Genomic DNA, 20,338 nt, shown 5'->3' on the forward strand with positions numbered 1-20,338 from the left:
ATATGGTTCTCAAAAGCCTGATTTTACAGGGCTTCAAGTCGTTCCCGGATCGCACCGAGATCAAATTTCTCGGCGGTATTACGGCGATCGTCGGTCCGAACGGCTCGGGAAAATCGAATATTTCGGATGCCATCCGGTGGGTTCTGGGGGAGCAGTCCTCGCGGTCTCTGCGCGGCGCGAAGATGGAGGACGTGATCTTCGGTGGCACAGCCAGGCGCGGTCCGGTCGGCTTTGCCGAGGTTTCGCTCATTCTGGACAATTCGGCGCATGTGTTCCGCTCGGAATTTACCGAAATTATGGTCACGCGCCGGTACTACCGCTCGGGCGAGAGCGAGTATTTCCTCAACAAAAAGCACTGCCGCCTCAAGGACGTGCACGAGCTGTTTATGGATACCGGTCTGGGCCGCGACGGCTATTCCAGCATCGGACAGGGCCGCATTGACGAGATCCTGTCCTTCAAGAGCGAGGATCGGCGTGAAATCTTTGAGGAAGCCGCAGGCATCACCAAGTTCCGCTACCGTAAGGAGGAAGCCGAGCGCAGATTGTCAGCCACCGAGGAAAATCTGGTGCGTATCCGCGACCTGTACGGCGAACTGGAAAACCGGCTCGAGCCGCTCGAGCAGCAGGCTGACAAGGCGAAAAGGTTTCTGCATCTGCGGGATGAGCTGCGTGTACTTGAGGTCTCGCTGTGGCTGCTGTCGCTCGAGCAGCTGAAGAATGACACTGCCAAGTTGAATAAAGACCAGACAACCTGCGAAAAGCAGCTTGCGGATGCAAAACAGCAGCAGGGAACGCTGTATGCGCAGTCCGAGCAGCTGGCCGAGTCACTGCGCGAAATTGACAGGGAAACCGAACGTCTGCGGAATGAGCTGCGCGAAGCCGAGCAGTTTGCCGCCGAGCAGATCAGCCGTGAGGCGGTTATTCAGGCGAACATCCGCAACTGCGAGGAGAATATCGAGCGCACACGGCAGGAGAGCGCACACCGCGCTGAGCAGGTGCAGAGTATGGATGCGCAGCTTGCCGAACGGCGCGAGCGTATTTCTGCGCTGAATGAGCAGGAGAAGGCACAGTCGGCTGAACTGGATGCACTCCGAAAACAGTCTGCCGAGCAGGAGCAGCAGCGCACACAGGCCGAGCAGGCACTTCGGCAGGCCGAGCAGGCGCAGCGCGGGCAGGAGCGCACGCTGCACGCGCTCGAACTCGACCGAACAGCCGCCGAGAGCGGTCTGGCGGGTATGAGCGACCGCAAAATGACACTAGATGCCGAAATCGCGGCAGCGGCACAGCAGCTGGATACCGAAAAGCAGGTACAGGACAATCTCGAGCGGGAACTGACCGCGTGCGAGCAAACGCTTGCCGAAACGGCAAAGCAGGCGCAGACGGCCGCCGCTCAGGCGGAGACCTGGCGCCGAAAGGCCGAGCAGGCGCAGAACGACCTGCGAGCAGCGCAGTCCTCGCTGAGCGAAATGCAGAGCCGCGTAAAAATGCTGACCGACATGCAGCACGAGTACGAGGGCTTCTCTCGGTCGGTGAAAGCCGTTATGCGGCAGGTCGAAAAGGGTGCGATGAACGGCGTGCACGGTCCGGTTTCCGCGCTCATCACGACCGAAAAGCGGTTCGTGACGGCAATCGACACTGCACTCGGTGCGTCAGCGTCCTCCATCGTGGTGGACAGCACGAGCGTGGGTAAGCAGTGCATTTCGTACCTCAAGCGCACGGACGGCGGCCGCGCGACCTTCCTGCCGCTGGATACCATTCGGGCAAACAGCCTGCGGGAGACCGGCCTGGAACGGCAGAACGGCTGCTTCGGCACCGCGGATGCTCTCATCAGATTTAATGAAAAATATAAGAATATTGTGTGCAATCTGCTGGCGCGCACGGTCATTTCGGAGAATATGGACACCGCGCTGGCACTCGCCAAGGCGTACGGACACCGGTTTCGCATTGTCACCTTAGACGGACAAATCCTGCAGGCAGGCGGTGCCATGACAGGCGGCTCGGCCTCCCGCGGCACCGGCGCACTGGCGCGGGCGGAACGCCTGCACGCCGCCGAGGAGCGCGTGCGCGCACTCGAGCAGGAGCGAAAAACGCTGGCACAGACCGAGCGGGATGCAAGGCAGGAACTGGAATCGCTTGCCGGGCAGGCGCAGACCATCGAAACCGACCGCCGCCGCGCGGAGCAGGAGAGAGCCGGACTTGCTGCTTCGGTAAAACAGCATAAATTCCTGTTGGAAAGCCTGCAGAAACGGTATGACAGCCTGATTTCTGAACAGACTAACTTCACAGCGACACAGCAGAAGTATGAGCAGACACTTGCCGCCTGCACGGAGCGCCGGTCTGCCGCAGAGCAGGCGCTTGCAGCTGCCGAGCAGGTCTGCACCGAGCGCCGTACGGCAGTGAACGCCGCTGCGGAACAGCTGGCGCAGACGGCTTCGCGCATCACAGCCGCGCAGACCGCGTTTGCGGAGACGCGCACGGCGCAGGACAGCGAAGCACGCGCGCTCGCGGAGCTTGAGCGGCTCAAGGCCGACCTCGACGCGGGCGTGTCCGGTGCGGAGCAGACGATCGCAGGCTTTGCGGCGGAAATCGCACGCCTGACCGATGAACTTACCCAAGTCCGTGCAGCCAAGCACGGACGCGACACCACCGCCCGGCTGCTTAGCGAACAGCTTGCGCGGCAGACCGGCAGACGCGAACAGACCGAGGGCGAACGGGTCCGTCTGGAAAAGGCGGTACAGAGCCGCAACGAGGAAATCCTTGAACTCGAACGCGAGACCGCCCGACTGGAAAACCGCGCGACCCAGCTGAAAACCGAGGAAACACAGATTCTGGATAAAATGTGGGAAAGCTATGAATTAACACCCACACCGGCGGCAGAGATCGCCAGACCGATTGAAAACCTCGGTGAAACGCGCGGCCGCGTGCAGGAGCTGCGCGTGAAAATGCGGGCGCTCGGCAACGTCAATCTGGATGCGGTGGACGAATTTCAGCGTGTGCAGGAGCGGTACAGCTTCCTGCGGGAGCAGAAGGACGACCTCGAGACCGCGCAGACCGATCTGCGCAAGGTCATCGAGCAGCTGACCGTCAGCATGAAGGAGATTTTCGCGTCCGAGTTCGCCAAGCTGAATGTGTACTTCCGCGATACCTTCCGCGAGATCTTCGGCGGTGGACACGCCGAACTGCAGCTTGCCGATACCTCGGATATCCTGAACTGCGGTATCGACATCCGCGTGTCTCCACCGGGCAAGGCGGTGAAAACCATTACGCTGCTCTCGGGCGGTGAAAAGGCGTTTGTCGCCATTGCGCTGTACTTTGCGATCCTCAAGCTGCGGCCTACGCCGTTCTGCGTGCTCGATGAGATCGAAGCCGCGCTCGATGATGTAAACGTGCAGCGGTTTGCAAAATACATTCGCCGCCTGACAGATTCGACACAATTTATTGTAATTACCCACAGACGTGGTACAATGGAAGAAGCAGATATGCTCTACGGCGTGACCATGCAGGAGCAGGGCGTTTCCAAAATGCTGATGCTCAATCTGGCTGAGGCAGAAAAACGGCTCAAAAATACCATTAAGTAATGGAAAATTGAGAATGGGAAATGGAGAATTGCGGCAATGGATATGCGAAGCGCAAAATACCCGTACCGGCTGGATGTGGAAAGACGATTGCCGAACGGCTCTCTTACGACTGACGGCTATGCGGCACGGCATCCGGTCGAGTTTCGGCACTGGGGACATGCGCGCGGCTATGTTCTCTGGGGTGAGCGGATTGACCGTACAGACTGGGAGAACTGGCGTATCAACTACTACGGTAAATAATTACTGATTCCTGATTTGCAAGATAAACATAAGGAGATAAGCATGGGATTTTTTGATAAAATTAAGCAGGGCTTAAAGAAAACATCGGATGCAGTGAGCCATTCGCTGGACAGCGTGTTTGCGGCATTTGTCAAGGTGGATGATGATCTGCTCGAGGAACTGGAAGAAGCACTCATCCTGTCGGACGTCGGTGCATCCACGGCGGCGAAGATCGTCGCTGAGGTCGAAAAGCGCGCCAAGCTGCGTAAGACCACTACGGCGGACGAGCTGCGCGACCTGCTCCGCGAGGTGCTGACCGACAACATGCTCGACAACCAGCCGCTGAATACGGACGGCAAGCCGGCGGTCATTCTGGTAATCGGCGTCAACGGTGTCGGCAAGACGACCTCGATCGGCAAGCTGGCGGCCCGCTATGTCAATGAGGGTAAAAAGGTTATGCTGTCGGCGGCGGATACCTTCCGCGCGGCGGCGGCTGATCAGTTGGAAATCTGGGCTAAACGTGCCGGTGCGGACATCGTACGCCACGGCGAGGGCGCAGACCCGGCAGCTGTTGTGTTTGACTCCATCTCGGCGGCCAAGGCACGCGGCAGCGATATTATCATCGTGGATACGGCAGGCCGTCTGCACAACAAGGCCAACCTGATGAACGAGCTGGCGAAGATCGATCGCGTTATCTCCCGCGAGCTGCCGGACGCTTCGCGCGAAACGCTGCTCGTGCTGGACGCGACCACCGGTCAGAATGCGGTTCATCAGGCCGAGGAGTTCAACAAGGCTGCCGAGCTGACCGGCATCATCCTCACCAAGCTGGACGGCACCGCTAAGGGCGGCATCGTGATCGCCATTTCGGCAGGACTCGGCGTGCCGGTCAAGCTGGTCGGCGTTGGCGAGGGCATTGACGATCTGATCGACTTTGATCGTGCGGCATTCCTGGAGGCCATCCTGCCGCCGGTTCATGAAAACGCAGAAAACGATGAGGAACAGACCGAGGAGGATGAAAATGCAGAGACCTGACGGAAGAACCAAGGGCGCAATGCGTCCGGTGAAGATTACCACTGATTACACGATGTACGCGGAAGGCTCGGTGCTGGTCGAGATGGGCAACACCAAGGTCATCTGCACCGCGTCGGTCGAGGAAAAGGTACCGCCGTTCCTCGAGGGCAAGGGCCTCGGCTGGGTAACCGCCGAGTACGCGATGCTCCCGCGTGCGACCAGCACCCGCAAAAAACGCGATATCAAGTCGCTCAAGCTGGACGGTCGCTCGAGCGAGATTCAGCGCCTGATCGGCCGTGCGCTGCGTGCGGTCGTTGACCGCGAAGCACTCGGTGAGCGCCAGATCACGATTGACTGCGATGTTATTCAGGCGGACGGCGGCACGCGCTGCGCGTCCATCACCGGCGGATTTGTTGCACTGTGGCTTGCGTGCAAAAAGCTGCTGGCCGACGGCGTGATCGAAAAGATGCCGCTCACTGCACAGGTTGCAGCCGTTTCGGTCGGCATTTTTGAGGATGAAGCCGTGCTCGACCTCAACTACGCCGAGGACAGCCACGCCATCGTGGACTGCAACGTGGTTATGACGAGCAAGGGTGAGTTCATCGAGGTGCAGGGCACCGGCGAGGGCCGTCCGTTCACGGATACCGAGCTGCGCAAGCTGCTCGGACTCGGCAAGCGCGGCTGCCTGACGCTGTGCCGCAAGCAGGCCAAGGTGATGGGGGAAAGTCTGTAATGCAGTTTGTACTTGCTTCCCATAACAAGAAAAAGCTGGCAGAGCTGTCCGCTATCGTGAGCAGCCTCGGCATCGAAATCATTCCGCTGCCGGAGGGTGCGCCCGAACCCGAGGAAAACGGCAAAACCTTCGAGGAAAACGCCATGATCAAGGCAAAATCCGCCGCAGCATTCACCGGTCTGCCCGCTCTCGCGGACGACAGCGGCCTGTGCGTGGATGCGTTGGACGGCGCTCCCGGTATCTACTCCGCGCGCTACTGCGAGGGTACGGACGAGGACCGCAATGCCTTCCTGCTGCAAAATATGCAGGATAAGGAAAACCGCGCCTGCCGTTTCGTGTGCGCGATCGCGTGTGTGCTTGCGGACGGCGAAACGCTCACCGTGCGCGGTGAATGTGAAGGAGAACTGCTCCGCGAGAACCACGGTGCAGGCGGCTTCGGCTATGACCCGCTGTTCTATGTCGAGAAATACGGCTGTACCTTCGGCGAACTGCCCGCAGAGGTCAAGAATACAATCTCTCATCGGGCAAATGCTTTGAATAAGCTGAAAGAAGTCTTAAAGGATAAAATATAAGCGAATCCGTAGGGCAGCCCGCCCTACGAAAAAAATATAACGAAATTACAGGAGTTTACATTTATGCTTAACACAAAACAACGCGCACAGCTTCGTGCAATGGCAAACCCTCTGGCGGTCACGCTGATCATCGGCAAGGAAGGCGTAACCGACGCGGTAGAACGCGAACTGGACGCGCTGCTCGAATCCCATGAACTGGTCAAGGGCAAGGTGCTCGAGAGTGCGATGCTGACGCCGCGCACGGTATCCGAGGCGCTCTGTGAGGCCACCGGCGCGGACGCTGTACAGTGCATCGGCTCCAAGTTTGTGCTGTACCGCCAGTCCAGCGATGAGGACAAGCGCAAGATCGTTCTGGTAAAATGAGAACAGGGATTCTCGGCGGCACGTTCAATCCGCCGCATCTGGGACATCTGCACGCGGCGGAACTCGCGCACCGTGCGCTGAACTTAGATCGGGTGCTGTTCATTCCGACCAATATTCCGCCGCACAAGGCGCTGCCGGAGAACACCGCTTCCGCAGAGGACCGGTGCGAAATGGTGCGCTTGCTGACCGAGCAGACACCGTGGGCGCAGCTCGACACCATCGAGATCGACCGCGGCGGCGCAAGCTACACGGTGGACACGCTCCGCGCGCTTCATGCACGCGGTGAGACCGACCTGCACCTGATCGTCGGCACGGATATGCTGCTCTCGTTTGACAGGATCTGGCGTGCGCCGGACGAGATCGCGCGGCTGGCTTCGCTTGCTGTCTGCGCCCGCGAAAACGAGGACTGGGACGCGCTGCGTGAAAAGGCGGCGGCGCTCAAGGACTCGCTCGGTGCAACCGTAGAACTGGTGCAGGGCGACAGCCTGACCATTTCCTCAACCGAGCTGCGGCAGGGCGGTGCACTGCGATGCTATACACCGGAATCGGTCGCGGATTACATCGAAGAAAAGCATTTGTACGGCTATTAAGCCTGTAAAATACAGGTTTGACAGATAAATACAGCAGCTTGTTCAAAACCAGTATTTTTGTATGACTTAGGAACAGCCTGCGGCTCGTTCCTCCTTGTCGGCAAAGCTGCAGTTTTGCGGCAAGAAATACAGAGAAAGGCGGGAAAAGTTATGTTATGTAATGAAGAAATGCGTAAAAGTATCCTTTCCAGACTGCAGGGCTACCGCTATGAGCACTCTCTCGGCGTGGAGCGTGCGGCGATCATGCTGGCAGAAAAGTACGGCGAGGACCCGGAAAAAGCGGGTACTGCAGGCATTCTGCATGACATAACAAAATATCTTTCTCCGCAAGAACAGTTGAATTTATGCGAGAAATACGGTATAATACCCTGTACCGTCGAAAAAAGCGAGCCGAAAATGCTGCACGGAAAGACGGCGGCAGCCATCGCGCGGGCCGAATACCACATGCCCGAGGATATCTGCGATGCCATCGCCTGCCACACCACCGGCAAGAACCATATGACGCTGCTTGACAAGATCTTGTATTTGGCGGATTACATCGAAGAAACTCGTGATTTTCCCGGCGTGGACAAGGCGCGTGAGCTGGCACAGATCGATATCGACAGTGCCCTGCTCTACTGCTATGACCAGACGCTGACCGAGTTGGTCGCACGCGGAAAACTCATCCACAGTGATACCATTGCCGCTTATAATGATATGATCCGGCAGGGTGTCAGCTGGCGGGACAAGTAAAATGGAGGCAGGAATCGTTTGAAACTATTCGGAGGAAGCGGCGGCAGGAAAAACCGCAACGGAGACAGCACTCCGGCACAGGCTCCCGCACAGCAGGCAGCGCCCAAGCCGGAAGGGAACCACCAGCCGATCTCGGCGCCCAAGCCGGGCGGCAAAAAGGGAAAGGCTCCGAAGGAGAAAAAAAAGCTGACACCCAGACAGAAGGGCAAGCGCATTGCCATCGTTATGGCGGTTGTGCTGGTGCTGTTCGCGTGCGCAGCAGCTGCAGCGGTGTGGTTTATCCGTTCGCCGCAGGCGACGATCAAGGACAAGGAAAATGGCGATAAGGTCGATGTGAGCAGCCTGCTCAACTCGGGCACCCGCATTGACGATGTGTTTACGTTCGTGGTCGGCGCAGTTGATGAGGACGAAACACGAACAGACGCTTTGATGGTCGCAACCATGGATACCAAGGACAAGACCATCAACGTCATGAACATCCCGCGCGACACCATGTGCAACAACACGGCAACCGGCGCGAGCAAGAAGATCAACGCAGCTTACGGCATGGATACCGGCGGCAAGGGCGGCAACATCGAGCAGATGGGCAAGGAAATCGAGCGTCTGATGGGCTTCCGGCCGGATAAATGCGTTATCGTCAACTTTGACGGCATTGCAGCCATCGTGGATGCGATCGGCGGCGTGGATTATGACGTGCCGTTCGATATGAAGTACGATGATCCGTCGCAGAATCTGCACATCGACCTGAAAAAAGGCCAGCAGCATCTGGACGGCAAGCAGACCGTCGGCTTCCTGCGCTGGAGACACAACAACGATTACACCGTACAGTACACCAACGGCGATGAAGGCCGTGTAGAGAATCAGCAGAAGTTCCTCAAGTCGCTGGCAGGTCAGGTGCTGCAGATCAAGAATGTGACCAAGATCCGCTCGATCGCAGAGGCCGTGTTCAAGAACGTCAAGACCGACTTCAGCGCCGGCGAGCTGCTGTGGATGGGCATGCAGGCCATGCAGATCGACAACAGCAGCATTCAGTTCTTTACACTGCCCGGCTACGGCAAGATGAGCACGGCGGGCACCTCGGTGCAGTATTCGTTCTTCTTCCCGTATTACGACCAGACGCTGGAGCTGGTAAACAAGTATTTCAACCCCTACGAGGAGCCGATCTCCAAGCTGGACATTGTCGGCGGACCGGATACCACTACTTACTCGGGCGGCTATGTAAGCTCGGGCGAGGAAGATAATGTATGGGGTGACACCTCCGGCTCGTACGATTACAGCGAAGATTATTACGAAGAACCGGATTACAGCTACGATGAGCCATCCTACGACAACAGCGGCTCGGACGGCGATTATTCGGATAACAATGACTACTCGGGCGGCGACAGCGGCGGAGACTATTCCGGCGGCGACTCCGGTGAGGAGAGCGGCGGCGACTACTCCGGCGGCGATTACACCGGCGGCGGAGAGGACAGCGGTGCTTCCTCCGGCGGGGACGACGGCGGAACGTACGATCCCGAGGCATAATAAAGGCAATATACCATAATCGGCAGAAAGGCAAACCCTTTTCTGCCGCACAAAAGGAGTTTATACTTTGACTGCAAAAGAAACTGTAAAGGCGATCTGCGAAGCGCTGATCGAGAAAAAGGCTCAGGGCATTGAGGTGCTGCATGTTGAGCGCCTGACCGAGCTGACCGAGTATTTCGTCATCTGCTCTGCGTCCTCCACTACGCAGGTTAAGGCACTGGCGGACAATGTAGAGTGGCACCTGAAGTACGATCACGATGAGATGCCGCACCACACCGAGGGTTATGAATCCGCACAGTGGATGCTGCTGGACTACGGCTGCGCTGTACTGCATGTATTCATGCCGGAGGCACGCAAGTTCTACAATCTGGAGAACCTGTGGAAGGACGGCACGCCGGTAACGCTTGAAGAACTGGGCATCGAGGACAAGTAAAATACCGACATGCGGCGGCGCCGGGAACGACGTCCGCCGCGTTGTCGCGCTCAAAATCCAAAACTCACTTTAGGGGGAGAATCCGTTGAAGTACGATCATAAACAAGTAGAAAAGAAATGGCAGGACATCTGGGACGAGAAGCAGTGCTTTCATGCCGAGAATGACTCGGACAAGGAGAAGTTCTACGCGCTCGTAGAGTTCCCGTATCCGTCCGGTCAGGGTCTGCATGTAGGCCATCCGCGCTCCTACACCGCACTGGATATCGTTGCGCGCAAAAAGCGCATGCAGGGCTATAACGTGCTGTATCCGATGGGCTGGGATGCATTCGGTCTGCCGACTGAGAACTTTGCCATCAAGAACCATGTTCATCCGGCAGAGGTCACCAAGAAGAACATCGCACGCTTCAAGAGCCAGCTCAAGAGCCTCGGTCTGTCGTTCGACTGGTCGCGTGAGATCAATACCACCGACCCGAGCTACTACAAGTGGACCCAGTGGATTTTCCTGCAGCTGTTCAAGAAGGGCCTGGCCTACAAGAAGGAAATGAGCGTAAACTGGTGTACCTCCTGCAAGTGCGTTCTGGCGAACGAGGAGGTTGTCAACGGCGTTTGTGAGCGTTGCGGCAGCGAGGTCGTTCACAAGACCAAGAGCCAGTGGATGCTCGCCATCACCAAGTACGCACAGCGTCTGATCGACGATCTGGAAGATGTGGACTATATTGAACGCGTTAAGATTCAGCAGCGCAACTGGATCGGCCGTTCCACCGGTGCCGAGGTGGATTTCAAGACCACTGAGGGCGATACGCTGACCGTTTACACCACTCGTCCGGACACCCTGTTCGGCGCGACCTACATGGTAATCTCCCCGGAGCACCCGATGATCGAGCAGTGGGCAGACAAGCTGAACAACATCGAGGACATTCGCGCGTACCGCGAGGAGGCTGCCCGCAAGTCCGACTTCGAGCGTACCGAGCTGAACAAGGACAAGACCGGCGTTAAGCTGGACGGCGTTGCCGCAATCAATCCAGTAAACGGCAAGCAGATCCCGATCTTCGTTTCCGACTATGTTCTGATGGGCTACGGCACCGGTGCCATCATGGCTGTTCCGGCGCACGATGACCGCGACTGGGAGTTTGCTAAGAAGTTCGGCTGTGAGATCATCGAGGTCGTTTCCGGCGGCGAGGATGTCCAGAAAGCTGCGTTCACCGCAAAGGACGAGACCGGCATTCTGGTAAATTCCGATTTCCTGAACGGCAAGACCGTTAAGGACGCTATTCCGGCTATGATCGAGTGGCTGGGCGAGAAGGGCATCGGTCATGCCAAGGTGCAGTACAAGCTGCGTGACTGGGTATTCTCCCGTCAGCGTTACTGGGGCGAGCCGATTCCGATCGTCAAGTGCGACAAGTGCGGCTATGTGGCTCTGCCGGAGGATCAGCTGCCGCTTGAGCTGCCGAACGTAACCAGCTACGAGCCGACCGATAACGGTGAGTCTCCGCTGGCGCACATGACCGACTGGGTAAACACCACCTGTCCGTGCTGCGGCGGTCCGGCAAAGCGCGAGACCGATACCATGCCGCAGTGGGCCGGTTCCTCCTGGTACTTCCTGCGCTATATGGACCCGCACAACGACAAGGCGCTTGCCTCGCCGGAAGCACTGAAATACTGGTCTCCGGTTGACTGGTACAACGGCGGCATGGAGCACACCACGCTGCATCTGCTGTACAGCCGTTTCTGGCATAAGTTCCTGTATGACATCGGCGTAGTGCCGACCAAGGAGCCGTATGCAAAGCGCACCAGCCACGGCATGATCCTCGGCGAGAACGGCGAGAAGATGTCCAAGAGCCGCGGCAACGTCGTCAACCCGGACGAAATCGTTGACACCTACGGCGCAGATACCATGCGTCTGTACGAGATGTTCATCGGCGACTTTGAGAAGGCTGCTCCGTGGAGCCCGAAGTCCATCAAGGGCTGCCGCCGCTTCCTCGAGCGTGTATGGGCGCTGGCTGACAAGGTGCAGGACGGCGACACCTACTCCGAGCAGCACGAGGTTCTTATGAACCGTACCATCAAGAAGGTCGGTGAGGATGCAGACAACCTCAAGGCCAACACCGCTATCGCAGCGCTGATGACCATGCTCAATGAGTTCTACGACAAGGGCGTAAACAAGGCTGAGTACAAGACCTTCCTGGCACTGCTCAATCCGTTTGCACCGCATATCACCGAGGAGCTGTGGCAGCAGATGGGCGAGACCGGTCTGCTCTCTGTAGCACCGTGGCCGACCTACGACGAGGCTAAGACCGTCGAGAGCATGGTAGAACTGGCGGTACAGGTAAACGGCAAGCTGAAGTGCACTATTAAGCTGGCAGTCGATGCGGACAAGCAGACTGCGATTGACACCGCACTGGCAGAGGAAAAGGTACAGCACGCCATCGAGGGCAAGCAGATCGTAAAGCAGATCGTTGTTCCGGGCAAGATCGTAAACCTTGTCGTAAAGTAAGAAGGAATGCCGGATTTCCGCGTCAAAAAGAAAAAATCGAAAACTACGGGAAAAAGTAGTTGACATTGACGCGGAAATTCGATATAATATCCTTACGGTTTTGTGTACGAATGTATACAAACTGTGCTAAGCGATCCCCATGAGGGGAACGTGCGGAGGGAGGGAAAACTGTGTCGGAGATCCGCATCAAGGAAAATGAGTCTATTGACAGCGCACTGCGTCGCTTCAAGCGTTCGTGTGCCAAGGCGGGTACGCTTTCCGAGCTCCGCAAGCGTGAGCATTATGAAAGCCCGAGCGTAAAGCGCCGCAAGAAGTCTGAGGCTGCACGCGCAAAGAAGAAGAAGTTCCGCTAAAATAGAATTTCCAGAGAGCAGATGGTTAAACGTCTGCTCTTTTCTTTTTTTCTGCACCGCCCCAGCAGGGCGCACGAACCCGCTTACGCAGTTTGCGTACCCCGATTAGCTGGTGCAAATTAGCAAATCAGAATTTCCGGCATTACCGCCGATAACCCTGCATACACCTGTATAATGGAGGACAAAATGATGAATATAACCGTATATCTGGGTGCAAACGAGGGCCGCGAGCCTGCCCTTAAAACCGCCGTGCGCGAGCTTGGCGCATGGATTGGCGAGCACGGCCATACACTGGTCTACGGCGGCTCACGGGTCGGTTTGATGGGCGCGGTCGCGGAGAGCGCACTGGCCGCAGGCGGTAAGGTCATCGGCGTAGAGCCGCGCTTTTTTATCGAGCAGGAGCTGCAGCTGGACGGTCTGACCGAGCTGATCGTCACCGAGGATATGACCGATCGCAAAACCAAAATGATCGAGCTTGGAGACGCGTTCATCGCCTTTCCGGGCGGTACGGGCACGCTCGAGGAGATCGCCGAGGTGATGAGCAAGCTGGCACTGAACCAGCTGGATGCACCGTGCATTTTCTATAATCTCAACGGCTATTACGACTATATGAAGGCATTGCTCGACCACATGATCGAGATGGAGCAGTCCACCAAAGAACGGCAGAAGAAAATCTATTTTGCGGATACCTTGGAAGAGGTTACAGCACTTTTGAATTGAGAATGAACGTACCGGGTTTGCAGTCGCGTCATTTTCAATTTAGAAACGGTATGTTTACGGTTTCTTCAAACTTTCTACATACTTTAGACATGGGATTCCTGTATCCTGTAATCACAGCAAGGGAACAGCAAGCTGAGTGCTAAAAACCACTTGCCATCCCTTTAAAAATAGATACTTCATAGGGAATCTTTTTCTCCGACTGTGTGAGCAGTCAATCCTTCAAAAATCTGTCTGGCCCTGTGGGACGGAATACCGCGCAGGCTCCCGGACAGTCCAAAAACAAGAGGTGCAAGACACCCATTGGGCAATACCACACAATTTCCGCAAAGCACCGCGGCAGCGGCGCAAGAAGCCGCTGCTTTAATTGCGCGGTGTTGCCCCATACAACGCGCTTTCAGCAGGAACTGAGAGCGCGCATTTTTGCGTTCGGGCAAAATGGGGGGGCAAGGCAGTGATTTGTCTGGTTTTAGTATTTCTATGGATTGCGAGAACGGAACAATTGTTCTGTTCTCGTTGACATAAACAATGATATGGTGTAAAATTGCTATAAATGACTATTTCATATCTGAACAGATATAATAAAGTAAGTAAAACTTCGGAAATTGGGAGTTAAAGTATATATGAGCAAAGCAAAGCCGTCATACGGCAACGAAAGCATCTCCTCGCTGAAGGGTGCGGACCGTGTGCGCAAGCGCCCGGGCGTTATCTTCGGCTCGGACGGACTGGAGGGCTGCGAGCACGCGGTCTTTGAGATTCTGTCCAACTCGATCGACGAGGCACGAGAGGGACACGGCACCGAGATCATCACCACACGCTATGCGGACGGCTCGATCGAAGTCGCTGACCATGGCCGCGGTATCCCGATCGAATGGAACGAAAACGAGCAGCGCTACAACTGGGAGCTGGTCTTCTGCGAGCTGTACGCGGGTGGCAAGTACAAGAACGACACCGGCGAAAATTATGAGTTTTCACTCGGTCTCAACGGTCTCGGCACCTGCGCGACGCAGTATTCCTCGGAGTACATGGACGTCACCGTCATCCGTGACGGCTTCGAGTACGGCCTGCACTTTGAAAAGGGCGAAAACAAGACCGGCACCAAGGAAGGCTACACCAAGAAGGCGACGAACGCACGCAAAACCGGCACGACCATCCGCTGGAAGCCCGATTTGGAGGTATTCACGGATATCAACATCCCTGTGGATTATTATCTGGATACGCTCAAGCGGCAGGCGGTCGTCAACAGCCACATCAAGTTTGTGCTGAAAAATCAGGTGGGCAGCAGGTACGAGACCACCGAATTCCTCTATCAGAACGGCATTGTGGACTATGTGACCGAGCTGGCAGGCGAAAATCCGCTGACCTCGGTGCAGTTCCTCGAGGGCGAACGACGCGGACGCGACCGCGCCGACAAGGCCGAGTACAAGGTGAAGCTGTCGTGCGCGTTCTGCTTCTCCTCGGCGGTGTCGCAGATCGAGTACTACCACAACTCCTCGTGGCTGGAGCACGGCGGTGCACCGGACAAGGCCGTTCGCTCGGCGTTCGTGTCTGCCATCGATGCGTATCTCAAGCAGAACAACAAGTACAACAAGAGCGAGAGCAAGGTCACTTATCAGGATATTTTCGACAGCCTCGTGCTTGTCACCAACTGCTTCTCAACCCAGACCTCCTATGAGAATCAGACCAAGAAGGCCATCACCAACAAGTTCATCCAGGAGGCCATGACCGAGTTTCTCAAGGAAGGACTCGAGATCTACTTTATCGAGAACAAGGCCGAGGCGGACAAGATCGCCGAGCAGATCCTGATCAACAAGCGCAGCCGCGAACAGGCGGAAAAGGCGCGTCTGAATATCAAAAAGAAGCTGTCCGGCAATATTGACCTCGCTAACCGTGTGCAGAAGTTCGTGGACTGCCGCACCAAGGATGCGTCCCGCCGTGAGCTGTATATCGTCGAGGGCGATTCCGCACTCGGTTCGGTAAAACAGGGCCGCGACAGTGAATTTCAGGCCATCATGCCGGTGCGCGGCAAGATCCTCAACTGCCTCAAGGCGGATTACGATAAAATCTTTAAGAATGACATCATCACCGACCTCCTCAAAGTCCTCGGCTGCGGTGTCGAGGTGCGCGGCAAGGCGGCAAAGGACCTTTCTGCGTTTGACCTTGAAAATCTGCGTTGGCATCGTATTATCATCTGCACCGATGCTGACGTGGACGGCTTCCAGATTCGTACGCTTATTCTGACCATGTTGTATCGTCTGGTGCCGACGCTTATTGAACAGGGTTATGTTTATATTGCGGAGTCGCCGCTGTATGAGATCACCTACCGCGACAAAAGCTATTTTGCGTTCGATGAGAGCGAAAAAGCGGCTATCCTCAAAAAGCTGGAGGGCAAAAAGATTCTTATCCAGCGCTCCAAGGGTCTCGGTGAGAACCAGCCCGAAATGATGTGGGAGACCACCATGAACCCCGAAAACCGCCGTCTGATCCGCATTACGCCGGATGAAGCGGCTGCCACGAGCGAAATGTTCGACCTGCTGCTCGGCGACAACCTTGCCGGACGCAAGGAGTACATTGCCGAGAACGGCGCGGATTATCTCGAGCTGGCGGATATTTCGTAAGATATGCGAGGAATGCGCAATGTCTATTGAATTATTGACGGATAATCACCGTGAAAGTGTATTAAATGCTTTGGGTGAAAGTCAGCAAAGAATCTATATTGTTACACCATTTATCAAAAAGCAACCAGCACATAGGTTAGCACAGATTATTCAAAAGAATAAGGTAGACTGTGTACTGATTTCACGGTTTAATTATGAAAATTTTGCGACCGGTGTAAGTGATATTGACGCTTTGATTGAACTGCATCAAGCGGGTGCAAAAGTCTTGGCACTGAAAAATCTGCATACAAAACTCTATTTAATAGACAATCGTATAGTGATACTGGGTTCTGCCAATTTTACGAATGGCGGTTTGCAGGGCAACCATGAATTGTCTCTTATTGCGACTGATGAATCACAGTTGTTTCAAAAATGCGATGAATATTTTGCAGATATGCGCGCGGCGATAGAAGCTGACCACAAAGGCATAGTTACGGGAGAATGGCTTCATACCGTAAAAAAGAAAGTGCAGCAGCTTTGCAAGGATAAGAAAAAGAATGCTTCAACGGTAGATAAAACTGGAGATTTAGGTGTGGAGCTGTCGCATAAAGCGACTGTGGAAGAAAATGATACTGTACAGGATTTTTTGCAGTTGAAGCCGAAGAAAAAAACGCAGAATCGCTGCTGGCTAAAGTTTTCGGCAAGTTCTGCACAGAGAAAGCCGTATAAACCGAATCAAATACAGCCATATGCATTTGATTATAATAAAGCGGGGCAATGTGCAACTTATTTCTCGGAGAAGCATAAGCCGCGGAAAATACAAGAAGGCGATAAAATCTTTTTGGCATTGCATTCGTGGGATAAGAATGGAAAAGCCTGCCCGATTATTGTAGCGCAAGCGTTTTGCCATGAATTTAAGGAAGAAAACAAATTAGATGAAGATTGCCAATGGCCGTATTTTATTGAGTTGTATAATGAACAAGCCCTTCCGGAAGTAAGCAAGACCATTCAATATGGCGTACCGCTGTATGAGGTGGTGGAAGCATTAGGTACAGATATGTATGCTTCTTCGCAGGGAACGAATAAGCCGTTGGAAACGCTTCTGCACAGTCATCGGCAACAGGCATATTTGGAATTAACAGATAAAGCGAGAGAATACTTAGAATCGAAATTCAGAGAATAAGTTCCTGAGATGAACGGGAGAGCATAATGGCAAAAAAGAAAACCGACGAACCAAAAGTATATAAAGAACACCCTTCGGTCGATCAGCGCATCACGGACACGCTGCGCGAGAACTACATGCCGTACGCGATGAGCGTTATCGTGTCCCGCGCGATCCCGGAGATTGACGGCTTCAAGCCGTCCCACCGCAAGCTGCTGTACACCATGTACAAGATGGGCCTGCTGAACGGCAACCGCACCAAATCCGCGAACATCGTGGGTCAGACCATGAAGCTGAACCCGCATGGCGATGCGGCTATCTACGAGACTATGGTGCGCCTGACACGTGGCAACGAGGCGCTTCTCATGCCGTTTGTGGACAGCAAGGGCAACTTCGGTAAGGTATACTCGCGCGATATGGCATACGCCGCGCCGCGTTATACCGAGGCCAAGCTGGATGCGTTCTGTGCCGAGCTGTTCCGCGATATCGACACCGACGCGGTGGATTTTGTGGATAACTATGACGGCGAGATGAAGGAGCCGACGCTGCTGCCGACGACCTACCCGAACATCCTCGTGTCCGCGAATACCGGCATTGCGGTCGGCATGGCATCCAATTTCTGCGGCTTTAACCTCGCGGAAGTCTGCCGCACGACCATCGAGCTTATCAAAAACCCCGAGCACGATATCCTTTCCACGCTGCCTGCGCCGGATTTTACCACCGGCGGCGAGCTCATTTACGATGAAGCGGAAATGCGTGCCATCTACCGCACCGGACGCGGCTCGTTCAAGGTGCGCGCAAAATGGGCGTACAACAAGAAGGATAACCTGATCGAGATCACGGAGATTCCGTACACGACCACCATCGAGGCCATCATCGACAAGATCGCCGAGCTGGTCAAGAACGGCAAGGTGCGCGAGATTGCCGATGTGCGCGACGAGACCGACCTTTCCGGTCTGAAGATCGCCATCGACCTCAAGCGCGGCACCGACCCGGAAAAGCTGATGGCCAAGCTGATGAAGATGACCACCCTGCAGGACAGCTTCTCCTGCAACTTCAACGTGCTGATTGCAGGCATGCCGCGCGTGCTCGGCGTAGCCGAACTGCTCGATGAGTGGACAGCGTGGCGCACCGAATGCGTTCGCCGCCGCGTGTTCTTCGACCTCAACAAGAAGAAGGACAAGCTGCATCTGCTGCTCGGTCTGCGCAAAATCCTGCTCGATATCGACAAGGCGATTAAAATCATCCGCGAGACCGAAGAGGACGCAAATGTTATCCCGAACCTGATGGAAGGCTTCGGCATCGACAAAATCCAGGCCGAATTTATTGCGGATATCCGTCTGCGCAACATCAACAAGGAGTATATCCTGAAGCGCACGCAGGAGACTGAAGCACTCGAAAACGAGATTAAAAAGCTGGAGGAAATCGTCAAGTCCAAGGCGAAGATCCGCAATATCATCATCAAAGAGCTGGAGCAGATCATCAAGAAGTACCCGTCCGAGCGCCGCACGCGCATCATCACCGCGGATAACGTGCAGCAGTTCGACGAGGAGGATCACATCGAGGATTATCCGGTGCTGCTGTTCCTCACCCGCGAGGGCTACTTCAAGAAGATTACGCCGCAGTCGTGGCGCATGTCGCAGGACCATAAGCTCAAAGAGGGCGATGAGGTGTTCTGGACTGCCGAGGCGACCAACAAGAACGAAATTATCTTCTTCACCAATATGCAGCAGGCGTACAAGGCGCACCTGTACGATTTTGAGGACAGCAAGGCGTCTGTGCTCGGTGATTACCTTGCGTCTAAGCTCGAGATGGACGAGGGCGAAATGCCGGTTTACGCGGTTCTGCCGGGAGATTACAAGGGCAGTATGGTCGTTGTGTTCAAAAACGGCAAGGCAGCCCGGTTTTCTATGGAATCCTTCGAGACCAAGACCAACCGACGCCGCCTGACAGGCGCGTACTCGGATAAGGCGCCGGCTGTGGCGTTCTTCCACCCAATCGAGGAGGAGAGCGAGATCACCATGTTCTCGACTGCCAACCGTGCGCTCACGTTCCGCGCGAGCATGCTCGATGTCAAGACAACCCGTTCCACGCAGGGCGTGCAGACCATGGTGCTGCGCGGCAAGCATACCATTACGCGGGCGTGCCGCACCGAGGACGCTGCGCTCAGTGATAATGCGCGCTACCGCTGCCGCAGTATTCCGTCCATCGGCGCATTGCTTACCGATGAGGATCTGCCGGATAAGCAGCTCAAATTGCTTTAATGCGAAACGCAGAGGGTTTCCTCTGCGTTTTTTCTCTGCACCGATTCTGCGGGGGACACGAACTGCCGCAGGCGTGTTCGTCCTGACGGGGCGGCTCTTTTTCTGCACCGGCTGAGCGGGGTGCGCGAACTGCGTAAGCGTGTTCGTCCCTGACGGGCGGGGAGTTTTTCGCTGAACCTCAGCGGGGAGTGCGCCTACCCGGCGGGGGCACAAGAGGGTAGACACCTGCGGTTTCCACCCTCTTGTGAATCACCCCTTTCCCTTAGAGGGTCTGGCGCAGATTGCCGACATGTGACCGCTGCGAAACAGGGGAACGGCAGAGGATTTTTTCTACCGTAGGGGAGCACAGTGTGCTCCCATGCCGAGACATATTCGCAGCGTCAGATAAATTACTGCTACACATGTGATTTCATCTAAGCAGGCGCGACATACCTGTGTCGCGCAATTCCTTAACGTGTTATACCGGAAGGCACCTGCGAATGTAGGCGTTTGGTACAATTTATCTTCGTAGGTGCTGTCTATCATAACGCGCTTACGACTTGCGCGGCACTGCTATGCCGCGCCTGCGAAGAGTTGCCGGTCTGTGTAGCAGTACGTTATCTGACACTGCGAATCGGTTGCGAAAGATACGGAAGAAAAAATCCTCTGCCGTACCCCTTTTCGAAGCGGTCACATATAGGAAATCTGCGCCAGATTAGGAAGCAAGGGAAAGGTAGGAGTTCAAAGAGGAAGGAAAACCGCAGGTTGTCCTTCCTTTTTGCCCACCGCCGTGGGTACGGCGTCGTCCCCGCCGCGGGGCGCGGCACGTTCCCGCCGTCCGCAGACGGCGAATCCCCCGCTGAGGTTCAGCGAAAAACTCCCCGCCCGTTAGGGGCGAACCCGCTAACGCAGTTCGTGTGCCCCGCTCAGCCGGTGCAGAAAAGGTGCCGCCCCGTCAGGGCGAACCCGCTAACGCAGTTCGTGTGCCCCGGTCAGCCGGTGCAGAGAAAGGAGCCG

At 55.8% G+C, this 20,338-nt stretch carries 16 protein-coding genes; all 16 read left to right on the forward strand.

The genetic code is table 11. The annotated features are described in order from the left end of the window. Positions 1–2 precede the first annotated feature (2 nt). The 16 genes from smc to DWZ82_RS09370 all read left to right on the forward strand — a co-directional run bounded on the left by smc (position 3) and on the right by DWZ82_RS09370 (position 19,342). Positions 3–3,578 (forward strand): chromosome segregation protein SMC, encoded by a 3,576-nt coding sequence (smc, locus tag DWZ82_RS09295; protein WP_118480371.1) that lies wholly within the window; start codon positions 3–5, stop codon positions 3,576–3,578. 36 nt (positions 3,579–3,614) lie between these two features. Continuing rightward, entirely contained in the window at positions 3,615–3,818 is a 204-nt protein-coding gene (locus DWZ82_RS09300; RefSeq protein WP_118480373.1) for a hypothetical protein, read from the forward strand. A 42-nt stretch (positions 3,819–3,860) separates the two neighbouring features. Beyond that, on the forward strand, positions 3,861–4,829 hold the full coding sequence (ftsY, locus tag DWZ82_RS09305; protein ID WP_118480375.1) for a signal recognition particle-docking protein FtsY: 969 nt from the start codon (positions 3,861–3,863) through the stop codon (positions 4,827–4,829). After that, positions 4,816–5,541, forward strand: coding sequence for a ribonuclease PH (rph, locus tag DWZ82_RS09310; RefSeq protein ID WP_118480377.1), 726 nt, complete (start codon positions 4,816–4,818; stop codon positions 5,539–5,541). The genes ftsY and rph overlap by 14 nt, the downstream gene beginning before the upstream one ends. Beyond that, entirely contained in the window at positions 5,541–6,113 is a 573-nt protein-coding gene (gene rdgB / locus DWZ82_RS09315) for an RdgB/HAM1 family non-canonical purine NTP pyrophosphatase (RefSeq protein ID WP_118480379.1), read from the forward strand. The genes rph and rdgB overlap by 1 nt, the downstream gene beginning before the upstream one ends. A 63-nt stretch (positions 6,114–6,176) precedes the next feature. Beyond that, positions 6,177–6,476 (forward strand): YhbY family RNA-binding protein, encoded by a 300-nt coding sequence (locus DWZ82_RS09320; protein ID WP_110436450.1) that lies wholly within the window; start codon positions 6,177–6,179, stop codon positions 6,474–6,476. Further along, positions 6,473–7,066, forward strand: a complete 594-nt coding sequence (nadD, locus tag DWZ82_RS09325) for a nicotinate (nicotinamide) nucleotide adenylyltransferase (RefSeq protein ID WP_118480381.1) — start codon at positions 6,473–6,475, stop codon at positions 7,064–7,066. The genes DWZ82_RS09320 and nadD overlap by 4 nt, the downstream gene beginning before the upstream one ends. Positions 7,067–7,216: 150 nt before the next feature. Next, entirely contained in the window at positions 7,217–7,798 is a 582-nt protein-coding gene (gene yqeK / locus DWZ82_RS09330; RefSeq protein WP_118360399.1) for a bis(5'-nucleosyl)-tetraphosphatase (symmetrical) YqeK, read from the forward strand. Between the two features lie 18 nt (positions 7,799–7,816). Continuing rightward, on the forward strand, positions 7,817–9,322 hold the full coding sequence (locus DWZ82_RS09335; protein ID WP_118480383.1) for an LCP family protein: 1,506 nt from the start codon (positions 7,817–7,819) through the stop codon (positions 9,320–9,322). A 67-nt stretch (positions 9,323–9,389) separates the two neighbouring features. Beyond that, positions 9,390–9,755, forward strand: coding sequence for a ribosome silencing factor (gene rsfS / locus DWZ82_RS09340; RefSeq protein ID WP_110436454.1), 366 nt, complete (start codon positions 9,390–9,392; stop codon positions 9,753–9,755). 85 nt (positions 9,756–9,840) lie between these two features. Next, positions 9,841–12,249 (forward strand): leucine--tRNA ligase, encoded by a 2,409-nt coding sequence (gene leuS / locus DWZ82_RS09345; RefSeq protein ID WP_118480385.1) that lies wholly within the window; start codon positions 9,841–9,843, stop codon positions 12,247–12,249. A gap of 170 nt (positions 12,250–12,419) precedes the next feature. Beyond that, positions 12,420–12,602 carry a 30S ribosomal protein S21 gene (gene rpsU / locus DWZ82_RS09350; protein WP_031472056.1) on the forward strand — a complete coding sequence of 61 codons (183 nt, stop codon included), beginning with the start codon at positions 12,420–12,422 and terminating at the stop codon, positions 12,600–12,602. Positions 12,603–12,791: 189 nt separating this feature from the next. After that, positions 12,792–13,322, forward strand: coding sequence for a TIGR00730 family Rossman fold protein (locus DWZ82_RS09355; RefSeq protein WP_118480387.1), 531 nt, complete (start codon positions 12,792–12,794; stop codon positions 13,320–13,322). A 620-nt stretch (positions 13,323–13,942) separates the two neighbouring features. Beyond that, the gene (locus DWZ82_RS09360) at positions 13,943–15,937 is read left to right on the forward strand and encodes a DNA gyrase/topoisomerase IV subunit B (RefSeq protein ID WP_118480389.1); all 1,995 of its coding nucleotides are present in this window, start codon (positions 13,943–13,945) and stop codon (positions 15,935–15,937) included. A gap of 19 nt (positions 15,938–15,956) precedes the next feature. After that, entirely contained in the window at positions 15,957–17,099 is a 1,143-nt protein-coding gene (locus DWZ82_RS09365) for a phospholipase D family protein (RefSeq protein WP_158557316.1), read from the forward strand. A 26-nt stretch (positions 17,100–17,125) separates the two neighbouring features. Further along, a complete protein-coding gene (locus DWZ82_RS09370; RefSeq protein WP_117751637.1) occupies positions 17,126–19,342 on the forward strand; it encodes a DNA gyrase/topoisomerase IV subunit A in 2,217 nt (738 codons plus the stop codon). Positions 19,343–20,338: the final 996 nt, after the last annotated feature.

The organism is Butyricicoccus sp. AF35-5AC (genome assembly GCF_003477715.1).
GTDB classification, from domain to species: domain Bacteria; phylum Bacillota; class Clostridia; order Oscillospirales; family Butyricicoccaceae; genus Agathobaculum; species Agathobaculum butyriciproducens.

What these genes read in the sequence shown, in the direction of transcription:
- smc (WP_118480371.1), top strand. Translation starts at nt 3, where the DNA reads ATGGTTCTCAAAAGCCTGATTTTACAGGGCTTCAAGTCGTTCCCGGAT.
- DWZ82_RS09300 (WP_118480373.1), top strand. Translation starts at nt 3,615, where the DNA reads ATGGATATGCGAAGCGCAAAATACCCGTACCGGCTGGATGTGGAAAGA.
- ftsY (WP_118480375.1), top strand. Translation starts at nt 3,861, where the DNA reads ATGGGATTTTTTGATAAAATTAAGCAGGGCTTAAAGAAAACATCGGAT.
- rph (WP_118480377.1), top strand. Translation starts at nt 4,816, where the DNA reads ATGCAGAGACCTGACGGAAGAACCAAGGGCGCAATGCGTCCGGTGAAG.
- rdgB (WP_118480379.1), top strand. Translation starts at nt 5,541, where the DNA reads ATGCAGTTTGTACTTGCTTCCCATAACAAGAAAAAGCTGGCAGAGCTG.
- DWZ82_RS09320 (WP_110436450.1), top strand. Translation starts at nt 6,177, where the DNA reads ATGCTTAACACAAAACAACGCGCACAGCTTCGTGCAATGGCAAACCCT.
- nadD (WP_118480381.1), top strand. Translation starts at nt 6,473, where the DNA reads ATGAGAACAGGGATTCTCGGCGGCACGTTCAATCCGCCGCATCTGGGA.
- yqeK (WP_118360399.1), top strand. Translation starts at nt 7,217, where the DNA reads ATGTTATGTAATGAAGAAATGCGTAAAAGTATCCTTTCCAGACTGCAG.
- DWZ82_RS09355 (WP_118480387.1), top strand. Translation starts at nt 12,792, where the DNA reads ATGAATATAACCGTATATCTGGGTGCAAACGAGGGCCGCGAGCCTGCC.
- DWZ82_RS09360 (WP_118480389.1), top strand. Translation starts at nt 13,943, where the DNA reads ATGAGCAAAGCAAAGCCGTCATACGGCAACGAAAGCATCTCCTCGCTG.
- DWZ82_RS09365 (WP_158557316.1), top strand. Translation starts at nt 15,957, where the DNA reads ATGTCTATTGAATTATTGACGGATAATCACCGTGAAAGTGTATTAAAT.
- DWZ82_RS09370 (WP_117751637.1), top strand. Translation starts at nt 17,126, where the DNA reads ATGGCAAAAAAGAAAACCGACGAACCAAAAGTATATAAAGAACACCCT.